At 63.1% G+C, this 12,448-nt stretch carries 12 protein-coding genes and 1 pseudogene; 5 read left to right on the top strand and 8 right to left on the bottom strand.

Translation table 11 applies throughout. The annotated features are described in order from the left end of the window. The first annotated feature begins 1 nt into the window (after position 1). The 4 genes from lptA to ACTTAI_RS01390 all read left to right on the top strand — a co-directional run bounded on the left by lptA (position 2) and on the right by ACTTAI_RS01390 (position 2,543). Complete coding sequence (gene lptA / locus ACTTAI_RS01405) at positions 2 to 487, top strand: lipopolysaccharide transport periplasmic protein LptA (protein ID WP_444453704.1); 486 nt, start codon at positions 2 to 4, stop codon at positions 485 to 487. After that, positions 484 to 1,242, top strand: a complete 759-nt coding sequence (gene lptB / locus ACTTAI_RS01400) for an LPS export ABC transporter ATP-binding protein (RefSeq protein ID WP_110804439.1) — start codon at positions 484 to 486, stop codon at positions 1,240 to 1,242. Before lptA ends, lptB begins: the two co-directional genes overlap by 4 nt. Before the next feature lie 226 nt (positions 1,243 to 1,468). Further along, the gene (gene hpf / locus ACTTAI_RS01395; protein WP_444453703.1) at positions 1,469 to 2,044 is read left to right on the top strand and encodes a ribosome hibernation-promoting factor, HPF/YfiA family; all 576 of its coding nucleotides are present in this window, start codon (positions 1,469 to 1,471) and stop codon (positions 2,042 to 2,044) included. Between the two features lie 31 nt (positions 2,045 to 2,075). Continuing rightward, positions 2,076 to 2,543 (top strand): PTS sugar transporter subunit IIA, encoded by a 468-nt coding sequence (locus ACTTAI_RS01390; RefSeq protein WP_444453701.1) that lies wholly within the window; start codon positions 2,076 to 2,078, stop codon positions 2,541 to 2,543. Here the strand turns inward: ACTTAI_RS01390 and ACTTAI_RS01385 are convergent, their stop codons facing one another. From ACTTAI_RS01385 to cysQ, 8 genes and pseudogenes are all read right to left on the bottom strand, one after another. After that, entirely contained in the window at positions 2,544 to 3,947 is a 1,404-nt protein-coding gene (locus ACTTAI_RS01385; RefSeq protein WP_444453700.1) for a nodulation protein NodH, read from the bottom strand. A 1-nt stretch (position 3,948) separates the two neighbouring features. Then, positions 3,949 to 5,637 carry a DUF5927 domain-containing protein gene (locus ACTTAI_RS01380; RefSeq protein ID WP_444453699.1) on the bottom strand — a complete coding sequence of 563 codons (1,689 nt, stop codon included), beginning with the start codon at positions 5,635 to 5,637 and terminating at the stop codon, positions 3,949 to 3,951. 10 nt (positions 5,638 to 5,647) lie between these two features. Beyond that, positions 5,648 to 6,659: pseudogene (locus tag ACTTAI_RS01375) on the bottom strand (glycosyltransferase family 2 protein). A 151-nt stretch (positions 6,660 to 6,810) separates the two neighbouring features. Next, on the bottom strand, positions 6,811 to 7,833 hold the full coding sequence (locus ACTTAI_RS01370) for a glycosyltransferase family 2 protein (protein WP_444453697.1): 1,023 nt from the start codon (positions 7,831 to 7,833) through the stop codon (positions 6,811 to 6,813). A 17-nt stretch (positions 7,834 to 7,850) separates the two neighbouring features. Next, on the bottom strand, positions 7,851 to 8,837 hold the full coding sequence (gene galE, locus ACTTAI_RS01365) for a UDP-glucose 4-epimerase GalE (protein ID WP_444453695.1): 987 nt from the start codon (positions 8,835 to 8,837) through the stop codon (positions 7,851 to 7,853). Between the two features lies 1 nt (position 8,838). Further along, positions 8,839 to 9,732, bottom strand: a complete 894-nt coding sequence (gene galU, locus ACTTAI_RS01360) for a UTP--glucose-1-phosphate uridylyltransferase GalU (RefSeq protein WP_444453693.1) — start codon at positions 9,730 to 9,732, stop codon at positions 8,839 to 8,841. A gap of 167 nt (positions 9,733 to 9,899) precedes the next feature. Beyond that, a complete protein-coding gene (locus tag ACTTAI_RS01355; RefSeq protein ID WP_444453692.1) occupies positions 9,900 to 10,700 on the bottom strand; it encodes a 3-deoxy-manno-octulosonate cytidylyltransferase in 801 nt (266 codons plus the stop codon). Further along, the gene (gene cysQ / locus ACTTAI_RS01350; protein ID WP_444453690.1) at positions 10,700 to 11,494 is read right to left on the bottom strand and encodes a 3'(2'),5'-bisphosphate nucleotidase CysQ; all 795 of its coding nucleotides are present in this window, start codon (positions 11,492 to 11,494) and stop codon (positions 10,700 to 10,702) included. The genes ACTTAI_RS01355 and cysQ overlap by 1 nt, the downstream gene beginning before the upstream one ends. A gap of 125 nt (positions 11,495 to 11,619) precedes the next feature. Between cysQ and ACTTAI_RS01345 the strand changes: the two genes are divergently transcribed. Then, the gene (locus ACTTAI_RS01345; RefSeq protein WP_444453688.1) at positions 11,620 to 12,441 is read left to right on the top strand and encodes an ABC transporter permease; all 822 of its coding nucleotides are present in this window, start codon (positions 11,620 to 11,622) and stop codon (positions 12,439 to 12,441) included. Positions 12,442 to 12,448 lie beyond the last annotated feature (7 nt).

Below are 12,448 nucleotides of genomic sequence, written 5' to 3'. Positions count from 1 at the left end.
GATGCGCTCCCTTCCCGCCCTTGCCGTTCTGATCCTTGCCCTCGGCCTTGCGACGGCATCGGCACAGGAGGTCGCCTTTCCCGGCCTGCGCACCGATACGACGGCCCAGGTCGAGGTGACCGCCGACAGCCTCTCGGTCAATCAGGCCAAGGGCACCGCGGTCTTCACCGGCAATGTGTTGATCGTGCAGGGGCCGATGCGGCTGAAGGCCGAAAAGGTCGAGGTCGAATATGGCGCCGACCGCAGCAAGATCGCCAAGCTGCATGCCTCGGGCGGAGTGACGCTGGCCTCGAAGACCGATGCCGCCGAAGCCAAAGAAGCTGTTTATGCGGTCGCCACGGGCGCCGTCGAAATGACCGGTGACGTGCTGCTGACGCAGGGGCAGAACGTGCTCTCCGGGCAGCACATGACCATCGATCTGAAGACCGGCACCGGCCGGATGGACGGGCGCGTGCGCTCGATCCTGCAGCCGGGGGGAACGCCATGACCGAGGCAAAGCCGATCGTGACCGAAAGCCTGACCGGGCTCGACGTCACCAGCCTGCGCAAGAGCTATCGCAAGCGTCTGGTGCTGCGCGATGTCTCGCTGCGGCTGGAGCGCGGCGAGGTGGTGGCGCTGCTGGGTCCGAACGGCTCGGGCAAGACGACGTGCTTTTACACCATCGCCGGGCTGGTGGCGCCGGATGCCGGGCGGGTCAGCATCGACGGGATCGATGCGACCGGCATGCCGATGTATCGCCGCGCGCGGCTGGGCATCGGCTATCTGCCGCAGGAGGCCTCGATCTTTCGCGGCCTGACGGTCGAGCAGAACATTATGGCGGTGCTGGAAATCGCCGTCGCCGATCCGCATCACCGCCGCGAACGGCTGGAAGAACTGCTCGGCGATTTCGCCATCACCCATCTGCGGCAGGCGCCGGCGCTGGCGCTTTCGGGCGGCGAGCGGCGGCGCGTCGAGATCGCCCGCTGTCTGGCGGCTGACCCAAAATATCTTCTTCTGGATGAACCCTTTGCAGGGGTCGACCCGATCGCCGTAGCCGAAATCCGCGCTCTGGTGTCACATCTGAAGGAACGCGGCATCGGCGTTCTGATCACCGATCACAACGTCCGGGAAACGCTCGAAATCGTCGATCGGGCTTATATCCTTCACGATGGCAGGGTGCTGATGTCGGGCCGCACCGACGAGGTCGTGCAGGACGAAAACGTGCGCCGCGTCTATCTCGGCGAGAATTTCCGCATTCAGTAAGAAACGTTTCACAAAGGATGCGTTCGGGCAGTTGACAGCCCCGCGGTTCCGTTCCCAAATACAGGGTATGTGCACCAACGCACCCTCGCCCCGTTTCCCGTTCGGTCCGATTCCCGGCCCCGATCGGGTTTGGGGCTCGACCTCCCCGGTTTCAAAGAAGAGTTCAACCACCTCGCACCCCGGACAGAGCATTCCGGTTGCGGGACAATGACGTGAAGGAGAAGCCATGCGTTACCAGATCAGCGGAAAACAGCTCGACGTTGGCGAAGCCCTGCAAACCCATGTGAAGACCGAATTGGGGGAAACGGTCGACAAATACATGCAACGACCCACCGATGCGACCGTGGTTTTTTCGCGGACCTCGCATGAATATGTCTGCGAAATCACCGTGCACCTCTCCACCGGTCTGACCGCCTCGGCCGCGGGCCGTGCGGGCGAAGTCTATGCCGCGTTCGAAGCCTGCCGCGAAAAGATGGACAAGCAGCTGCGCCGTCACAAACGCCGCCTGAAAGACCATCACCGCGAACGTGTGACGCCGGTTGAATTCGATGCCGCGGGCCTGTATGTGCTCGCCGCGGAAGATGACGAGACGGAAACCGATGGCGACAGCCTGGCGCCGGTGATCGTGGCCGAGATGGAGACCAAGGTCCCCACGATTTCGGTCGGCGAGGCGGTGATGCAGATGGAGCTGTCGACGAAGCCGCTTCTGGTCTTCCGCAACGAGAAACATGGCGGGGTCAACGTGGTCTACCGGCGGGACGATGGCAACGTCGGCTGGATTGATCCCCGCAACATCAAGTGAGCGTTCGACGATGGGCGCGGAAAAAGGACAGATGGATCTTTCCACCCTGCTCAAACCGGCAGCGGTCAAGGTTTTGACCAACGTCACGAGCAAGAAGCGCCTGTTTCAGGACCTTTCCGAAATCGCGCATTCAGCCTACGGGCTGGATGCGATCCAGACCATGGACGCGTTGCAGGAACGCGAGATGCTGGGGCCGACCGGGGTCGGTCACGGGGTTGCGCTGCCGCATGCGCGTCTGCACGGGCTGAAATCGGTGGTGGGCGTGTTCCTGCGCCTGGAAAAGCCGCTTGATTTCGACGCGGTGGACCGGCTTCCGGTCGATCTGATCTTTGCGCTTTTCGCGCCGAAGGACTCGGGCGTCGAGCATCTGAAGGCCTTGGCGCTGGTGTCGCGGACGCTGCGCAATGCCGAGACCTGCGCGAAGCTGCGCGCCAATTCCGACCCGGCGGCGCTGCACGCAGTGCTGACCGCGGCAACGGGCGGCGTTCAAGCGGCCTGATCAGCCCTTTTTCCGTTTCCACGGACCAAAGCCGAACTGCATGTAGTCGCGGGAGTAGGTGTCCGCGGCTGCCTGCTCAAGGTCCGGCATCCAGACATCGGCGAGCTTGACCGGTGCTGTATCGCTCTGCGGGGCTGCGAAGGCAGGAGCCTCGACGCAGACAGCTTGCGCGAGCGCGGCAAGGTCTTCAGGCAGGCGATCTTCGCGCGCGATCAGATCGGGCAGCGCGAATTGCGCGATGCCCTGCAGGCTGGCCGATTGGCTGGCCCAGAGCGGATGCACCGCAAGGCTCGTCTGCGCGTTCAGGTTCGCTTTCAGCCAGCCGAGGAAGGCCAGCAATCCCGCCGCCCAGTCCTGCGCCGCCATCGGCTTGCCTTCGGGCGGCAGCGGCAGCTTGTAGCTGCGGCGCAGCACCTCGCGCATCTCAAGCATCCCGTCCTGCGACAGGAGCGCCGCAAAGGCCAGATGCGCGCGCAACAGCGGATGGCGGACGACGGTGAAACTGCGGTGGCCGACATGCTTGCGCTTCCACTGCCGCAGCGTCTTTTGCGAGAAATCGCCTTCGAGCGGCCCAAGCTTCGCCAGCCAGTCGCGGATCGGCGCATCCAGCCCCGGCCGGATCGGCAGATACAAAAGCCCCGCCGCACAGCCGACGAAAGCGGGCACGCCCGGCCCCCGGCGCGGCTCGAAATTCGGCGTGCGGGACAAGTTGAAACGGTCGATCTTTGCCAGCGAGGCCGCCATCGCCGGGAAATTCGCCACCTTTTCCTCCAGCGCCTCGGGGTTTTGCACCACAAGGCTCGAGGGCAGCGCACTCAACCGCCCCTCGATCCCGAGCCAAGCGGCAAGGCCGTTCAGCACCTCGAGATCCTGCGCGTCTTCGTAATCGATGTAGAAGGCCGTCTGCCCCGTGGTCTGCAAGGCCCGCATCAGGGTGATCTGAAAGCCCTGCAGGCCTTCCAGATGCGCCTCGAATTCGGCAGCCTCGAACGCGGCCTGCGGCGTATTCTTGCGGTGCTTGGCATCGCCCAGCTTCCACTGCCCGGTTGCCCGCGCCAGCTTCAGACTGACATAGCTTTCGACCGGATTGCGGGTCAGAACGATCTTGGCGCAGCGCTTGTCTTCGAGCATCGCGGGCAGAACGCGCAGGTCGTGATCGTGAAAGAACCGGCAGCCGTTCAGACCCTCGGCCGTCTTGATCCGGATCCAGAGCGCCAGCGGATCGGCATCGCGGGCCTCGCGGGTGACGCCCAGAAGCTCGGTCTTTTTCGGATAGCCGATCAGCGCGGGGTTGAAGGCCTCGCCGTGGCAGGTGACGCCGGGCAGGTCGTTCAGCGCGGCTTCGAGCAGGTTCGACCCGGTGCGCATTTCCGCAAAGACGACAAAGCAATCAAACCGGCTCATGTCATTTCACCAGATAGGGGCGGCGGCGCGGCGGCGGCACAGTCTCGCCCGCCACCGGAAAATCGCCCATCAGCCGCGGCTGCATGCCCTGATTCTTCAGGTTCTGCAGGAATTGGCCGAAGCCCGTCAGCTCGATCATCTGCGGGGCTTCGGTCAGCCGCCGCGTCGCCCGCGGGCTGATTTCGTCGATGATCGTCTGCAACGGCTCCATCGGATTTTCGATGAATTCCGCCATCGTCCAGATCCGCACCCGCGCCTTCACGAACATCGAGCGCAGGATGTTCAGATGCTCGATCTCGATCTGCTGCAGCCGCGCCGCCTCGCGTCGGATCTCGGCGAAATCCAGCTGCGAATGAAACAGCGGCACCGCCCAGGCGCCCGAGATGACCGAGATCTGCGCATTCGGATCGGTGGCGGTGAACCAGTTGATGTCCTGCGTGTCGCGCGGGCTGAACATGAAACACTGCCGCTCGCCGCGGCCGTTCCAGATCAGGTTGGTCAGAAAGCCGCGCGGGTTGTAGTCACGCAGCAGGGCCGAGTCGGTCAGACAGCCGTTGAACATCCGCTCGCCGCCGGCAAAGGCGGCGCGTTCGGGTCCGAACAGATGCCCGTGCACCCGGGCGCCCACATACTTGGCCAACCAACCTTCGAAAGTTTCGAAAAGATCGGAAAACCCCTGAAAGATCGAATACTGCGCCGAAGTCTTGCCGTTTTCGTGGTCCTGCCGCGGGAAGCGGCTTTGCATGTAAAGCCCCGGCCGCCCGCGCGTGCGCCGTTCGACCGCCTTGGAAAACAGCCGGTCGATCTTCGAGGGGTTCGGCTCGGCCAGACTTTCCGAGGGCCGGTCCGACAGGAAGGTGGCGTAAAGCTTTTCCGCCTTCGGCCAGATATTCCGCGCCACGAAGCAATCCGAGCGGCGCAGAAGCTGCAGGTGATCGTCGTAGAAGATATGCGGCTTGCCCTGATAATCGAACTTCGACAGCGTCAGCGAGCGGCTTTCGATATTGGTCGAATAGAGCCGCGACAGCGACTGGAAGTAACTTTCATCGGGGATCCAGACGCGCTTGAAATAGCGGTCATGCTGCGGTCGGTCCGGGTCTTGCAGGATCGCCGCAAGGGTCGGGCGCGACAGGCACCACCATTGGCTGCCCAGATGCGGGATGATGCCGCCCGGGATCTTGCGCTTGAAGCCGATGCGGCGCTGGAAATCGACATAGGCATCGAACAGGCGGCGCTGCTTCTTCCACGAAAACGGGAAGCGCAGGGTGAAGCGTTCCATGTCGATGCCGCCCACCGTCCAACCGACTTCGGCGGTGGTGACGCTTTCGATGAAATCGGTCGTCGGACGGGCGGCAAGATAATCAGCCAATTCTTGCAGCGGCCGCAGTGGCAGGCAGGAGCCGGAAGCCAGAAACACATGGCCGACCTCGGGGTGGCGGGCGAGCATCTGTTCCGCCCCGGTCTGTGCCGCCTGCACCAGCGACCAGGTGCCCCAGTCGCATTTGAAGCGTTTGCAGAAGGAGACAGTGTCCAGATCGGCGAGCGACTGGCCGAGATGGCCGAAATCCGCGGCCGAGACGCGGGCATCGACATGGATGACGACCGGCGCCCCATGCGTCGCCCAATAGCGCGCAACCTGCGCCGCCCGGTCGAGCGCGGTGTGACACATCATGATGAAGCCGACCGTCACCGCCCTGCCCTCATGCCCAGTTGCCCTTCGACATCAGCCCCAGAATTTCAAGTTGGCGCCAGTTGATATACTTCTCCGACCACTTGGTCCACAGATCAGGCTCGGCGCTGAGCCGGGCGCTGTAGGCCTCGTATTCGCGCGAGCCCGCGTAATGCTCGCGCCGCACCATTTCCTCGGCCACCTTGGCGGTGATCGGTGACAGGAATTTGGCGTGCAGAAGGCAACCCGAGGCCTTTTCGCCGCCCCATTCGTCATAGACCATGTTGAGCCCGCGCGGCATCAGCATGTGGGTCGAAGAGGCAAAAACATAGCCACGCTGCCATTTCACCAACGGGGATCTTGTTCAGCGAGGGGGCCGAGACAGGATCGTCGGCAAAGAAAACTCGCGCCCGCGGCCCGCCTTGAATCCAAAGATTCTGCATCTTGCGATTGCGCGAGATCATGTAATTGCCGGCATCGAACCAGCTCGCAATCTCGAACGGGTTCTGCCCCTCGCGATAGGGGACAGCGTCGATCGGGCCCTTGGGATACATGTCGAGCAGCATCGCCGGGAAGGTGCGGAGATGATAGGTATCAAGCCAGTCGGTCAGCGCGTCGATCGGGCGGGTGTCGCAGAACGGATAGACGAAGAATTCGTCCGGATCGACGGTCAACGTCCAATGGCCGGTGCCGTATTTGCGCAGCAGGTGATTGAGCCAGTCGATGCCGAAAGCGGCGGCCTTGTAAGAGGCCTTCGTCGTCCAGACCGAGCAATCGGGCTGCGCCGCCAGATAGTCGCGCGAGCCATCGTCGCTGTCATTGTCGACGAAGATGAAATGACCGACCCGCATGTCGCGGTAATAGCGCAGGAAATAGGGCAGCCGGATACGCTCGTTGCGCAGGGTGCAAAAGACGATGACATCGCGGGCGCCGATCTTCGCGGTGCGGTCCGCGACGGGCTTCAGCTGGCGGCGCTTGCGGAATGCGCGCCATTGGCGCTGACGCCGCTCCCGCCGAAGCCTGATCGCCTGTCTCAGTCCCAAACTGCCCTCGCGCCCCGTGTCGTGCCTTGCGGCCCCTTTTAGCGCATTCCGCTTGCGACAGGGTTAAGCCCGTCCCGGCCACGCGGAAATCAGCATAGGCGGAACCACACAGCAGGTAAACCTTTGGTTCTTCTGCAGATACGATCCACCGTCAGAGCCAGCCGCCGCGCGACATCAGGCCCAGCGCCTCGAGATGGCGCCAGCTGCCAAGCGGGGTTGAGCATGGCGTCCAGAAATCGGGCGAGCCCATCAGGCTGTCGTAATAGGCGTCAAAAACTTCGGGGCGGCCGAAATGTTCGCGGCGGTCTTTTTCCTCGGCGGCTTTGCGCACCACCTCGGGCAGGAATTTCGTATGCAGAAGCAGCCCCGAGATCGCCTCGCCGCCTTGCCGGTCATAGACCTCGTTCAGCCGCACAGGCAGGATCGAATGGGTGGAATTGAGATAGACCCAACGCCGGTTCCATCGCACGAGCGGAATTTTCGACAGCGTCGGCGCATGGCGGGGACGGTCGGCAAAGAACATCCGCGCCCGCGGACCGCCTTGAATCCAAAGAGCTTTCGTCTTTTCCTGCCGGGTGATCGTGTAATTTCCCCGATCGAACCAACGCAACAGCCGCAACGGATCGCTGCCGGGCGCGAAGTGTTGCGCCTGCACCGGACCCTTCGGGTAAAGCTCCAGCATCATCGCCGGAAAGACGCGCTGCCCGCTCTCGTCCAGCCAGCCCGTCAGCGCCGAAAGCGGGCGGGTGTCATGATGCGGATAGATCAGCAATTCATCGGCATCGACGGTCAGGCACCAGTGATCATGGCCGTGACGGATCATCAGCCAGGTCAGCCAGTCAAGCCCGAAGCGGTGCAGCCGATAACTTGACCCGGTCTGCCAGAGCGACACATCAGGCGCGGCCGCCAGCAGATCGGTGCTTCCGTCGTCGCTCATATTGTCCACGATCAGGAAATGATCGACACCCAGACGCCGGTAGTGATCGAGGAAATGCGGCAGCCGCTGCGCCTCGTTCCTGACCGCAGCAAACAGCAGGATGTCGCCCTTGCGGATCGCCAGGGTGCGATCCTGCACCACGGTCAGACGGCGACGACGGCGCAGGGCGCGCGCCAGCAGATAGCGGCGTCTGAGCCGCCACCGATAGGCCTGCCACAGCTTCGACCAAAGCGCCATCTTACCCCCGTTGGGGGTTATCTTTCATAATGTCCGCTTTGATGCCAGCGCCATGCATCGGCGATCATCGTCGTCAGGTCGCTGCGTTTGGGTGCCCAGCCCAGATCACGGATCGCCTTGGTAGAGCCAGACACCAGCACCGCGGCATCGCCCGGGCGGCGGTCGCCCTCGATGATCGGCACTTCACGGTTCGTCACCGCCCGCGATTGCGCGATCACCTCGCGCACCGAAAAGCCGGTGCCGGAGCCGAGGCAGAACACGTCGGAACCCTTGCCCGCCTCGAGCCATTTCAGCCCGAGCACATGGGCATCGACCAGATCGGAGACATGGACGTAATCGCGAATGCAGGTGCCGTCCGCAGTCGGATAATCCGAGCCGAAGACCGTCAGCGCCGGGCGCTTGCCGTCGATCGCGTCGAGCATCAGCGGCACCAGATGGGTTTCGGGGCGGTGGAACTCGCCCACTTCACCTTCGGGGTCGGCGCCCGCGACGTTGAAATAGCGGAAGATCACCGAGCGCAGGCCGTGGCTGGCCTCGAAATCGCGCAGGATCATCTCGATCGCCTGTTTCGAGCCGCCATAGGCGTTGATCGGCGCCTGCGTCGTGGCTTCGTTCAGGATCACCCCATCCTGATCGCCATAGGTGGCGCAGGTGGAGGAGAAAACGAAATCGAGGCTGCCCGCAGCGCAGGCAGCCTCGATCAGGGTCAGGGAGGACAGGACGTTGTGGCGCCAGTACAGCCCCGGGTTCTTCATCGACTCGCCGACAAGGCTGAGGGCGGCGAAATGCATCACCGCCACCGGCTGCCAGCGCGCGAAGACCTCGTCGAGCCGCGCGCGGTCGGACAGATCGCCCTCTTCGAGCGGGCCGAATTTCACCGCATCGCGCCAGCCGGTGACGAGGCTGTCGTAGGTGACGGGCACGTAACCGGCCTTTGCCAGCGCCTTGCAGGCATGAGAGCCGATGTAACCGGCCCCCCCGGTGACCAGAACGTGCCGCGCCATCTTATTGCGCCGCGGTGCGCATGGCCATGACGTCGCCGAGGAAATCGCCGAACTCGTCGCGCAGATCCTCCCGGGCAAGGCCAAAGGCCACCGTCGCCTGCAGGAACCCGGCTTTCGAGCCGCAGTCATAGCGCTGACCGCGGAAGCGGAAGCCGTAGACCGGTTGCCCGGCTTCGATCTCTTCGGCAATGGCGTCGGTGAGCTGGATTTCCCCGCCCGCGCCCTCTTTCTTCTTGTTCAGGTTCTGCATCACCCGCGGCGTCAGGATGTAACGGCCGATCACCGCGAGGTTCGAGGGCGCCACATCGGGGGCCGGCTTCTCGATCATGCCCTTGACCTTCACGAGCGAGCCCATGTCCTCGGCAATGTCGAGCACGCCATAGGACGAGGTTTTCTCATGCGGCACTTCCATCGCCGCAACGACGTTGCCGCCGGTCTCGTTATAGGCTTCCATCATCTGCTGCAGACACGGCTTTTCGGCCGCGATCACGTCGTCGGTCAGGATGACGGCGAAGGGCTCGTTGCCGACCAGACGGCGGGCACACCAGACGGCATGGCCAAGCCCCATCGGACGGTTCTGCCGGACATAGGCGATGGCACCCGAATCCATGTTCGTGGCTTTCAGCGCCTCGAGCAAATCGGTCTTGTTCTTCTTGCGCAGCGAGGTTTCCAGCTCGGGCGCGTCGTCGAAATAGTCTTCCAGCGCCGACTTGCCGCGCGAGGTGACGAAGATGAATTCCTTGATGCCCGCCGCGCGGGCCTCATCGATCGCATATTGAATGAGGGGGCGGTCAACCAGCGTCAGGATCTCTTTCGGGATCGACTTGGTGGCCGGAAGAAAGCGTGTGCCGAGGCCAGCGACGGGGAAAATCGCCTTGGTGACCTTGCGTTTCATATAGCACCTTTGTGTGTGTGGGCTGCTCGTGTTCTAGTTGGGGGCATAATCTACCGTTTTTAAGACCTGCTCAAGCAACACGTGATCTTAAGGGTAAGCGTGGGCAGAAAAGGCAGGCGGTTTTTTGCCGCTGCAGAAACAACTCTCACGCAGGCGCGATCTATGTGTCAGTCCTGCCCCATTGCGGCCATCATCGCCTCGATCTTCGGCACGTCGGAGGGGTTGTTCAGCTCCCAGAACTGCCGTCCGTGCGATTCGACCTCGACGCACAGCACGGTCCGGCCGTTTTCCAGGAATCGCAGCTGTTCAAGCCCTTCGAGCGTTTCGAGCGGCCCGACCGGCCAGCCCGGATAGGCGGCCAGCGTCTCGGGACGATAGGCATAGACGCCGACGTGATGGAAGACCGGGGTCGGTTCCTCGGCACCGTAGATCTTGCCGGTGTAGGGGATCACTTCCTTGGAGAAGTAAATCCCGCGATGGCCCGCGCCGAAGACGGCGGTGGTGCCGCCCACGCGATCATTGCGGCGGTCCTCGATCAGGCTCGCCAGCATCGCACCTTCGCAGCGCAGAACCGGCGTCGCCAGTTCCGCCGCGGGGTTGGCGATCAGGCCCGCGACCAGATCCTCGACGAACCAGGCCGGGGTCAGCGGCGCATCGCCCTGCAGGTTCACCACGATGTCGTAGCCGCCGCCAAGGTTTGCATAGGCCTCGGCGCAGCGCTCGGTGCCATTGGCGCAGGCCGAGGAGGTCATCACCACCTCGGCGCCGAAGCCCTCGGCCTCGGCGCGGATGCGATCGTCGTCGGTCGCCACCACCACACGGGCCACGCCCTGCACCGCCATCGCGGCTTCCCAGCTGCGCCGGATCAGCGTCTTTGCGGTGCCACTGGCGCCTGTCAGAGCGACGAGCGGTTTGCCCGGATAGCGGGTCGAGGCGTAACGGGCGGGGATGACGACCAGAACCGACATCACTTCACCAGCATCACGCCGGGGGCGTAGGCGATGAAGAAGGGATTGGCGAAACCCTCCTTGCCGTAGATGAAGGGGCTGTGATCATCAAAGCGCACCATCTCGCCCCCCGCACCGCGCAGAACGGCATCCCCGGCGGCGGTGTCCCATTCCATCGTGCGGCCCAGACGCGGATAAAGATCGGCTTCCCCGGTCGCCACGAGACAGAATTTCAGCGACGAACCGGCTGAGGTCATGTCGGCCACCGCATAGCGCGCGATGTAATCATCGGTCGCCTGATCGCGGTGCGATTTCGACGCCACCACCATCAGCGCGCGGTTGTCGGGCACCGAAACCGTGATCGGCTTCTGTTCGCCCACGGTTTCCTTGTCAAAGGCGCCCAGCTCCTCGACCGAACGGCCGTCGGCGAGCGTGTAGAACAGCCGCTTCTTGGCGGGCGCATAGACGACACCGCGCAGCGGCACGCCGTTTTCGACATAGGCGATGTTGACGGTGAAATCGCCGCGGCGCTGCACGAATTCCTTGGTGCCGTCCAGCGGATCGACGATCAGGAAGGTCTTCACGCTTTGGCCGTGGCTGGCCGATTGTTCCTCGGTCACGAGGGCGAGCTGCGGAAAGGCCTCGGCCAGCCCTTCGGAGATCAGCGCATCGGCGGCTTCGTCGGCCTCGGTCACCGGCGAGGCATCGGCCTTGGTCTTCACGTCGAAATCGGGAGATTCGTAGATCTGCATGATCCGGTCGCCCGCCTCCAACGCCAGACGGCGCATCACGCTCACAAGACGGTCAAAGTCCATCGTTCTCTCCTGTCGGCCGCATTTCGGCCAGATTGCCATGCGATTTCCGCATCTTTATGATGCCATGGCAAGGGAACGGCAAGTTTTCCGACCCATAATCCAGCATCAGGCAGCCCGGCGGAGCCATGTTCAGAACCGAACGCAACACCAGTGCCCTTGCATCGACCTTCAGCCTGCTGGAGCTGATCTATCACGCCACCGTCCGCTCGATCCGCAAGTCGCAGGGCAATGCGATCCTTGGTCTGCTGCAGAACATGTTCCAGACGATCATGCTCGTGGCGACCTTTTACCTGATGTATTCCATCCTCGGCATGCGCGGCAGCGCGGTGCGCGGGGATTTCATGCTCTACATCATGTCGGGGATTTTCCTCTACATGACCTATACCAAGGCGATGTCGGCCGTTTTCGCCTCGGAGGGCTCATCCTCGGCGATGATGAAACACGGGCCGATGACCACTGCGATCGCGATCTCGGCGGCGGCGCTGGGCGCGCTTTACACGCAGATGCTGTCGATGCTCGTCGTGCTTTACCTCTATCACGCTGCAATCAAGCCGATCGAGATCTACGACTGGTCCGGTGCGATGGGCATGGTGATGCTGGGCTGGTTTTCCGGCGTTTCGCTTGGCATGGTGTTTCTGGCGATCAAACCGTGGAACCCCTCGCTGGTGAACATGATCCAGCAGATCTACGGACGGGTGAACATGATCGCCTCGGGCAAGATGTTTCTGGCCAACACGCTGCCGCACAAGATGCTGGTGATGTTCAGCTGGAACCCGCTGTTTCACATCATCGATCAGGCGCGCGGCTACACCTTCATCAATTACAACCCGCATTTCTCGAACTGGGAATATGCGCTGAACGTCGCGCTGGCGCTGCTCGCAATCGGGCTGATGGGCGAGTTCTACACCCGCCAATATGCCTCGGCGAGCTGGTCGGCGAAGCACTGAGATCCGC

The sequence above is a fragment of the Rhodobacter capsulatus genome, from assembly GCF_052363175.1.
GTDB classification, from domain to species: Bacteria; Pseudomonadota; Alphaproteobacteria; order Rhodobacterales; family Rhodobacteraceae; genus Rhodobacter; species Rhodobacter capsulatus_D.
Note: the sequence above shows the minus strand (reverse complement) of the source record. Positions and strands in the feature narration are given on the sequence as shown.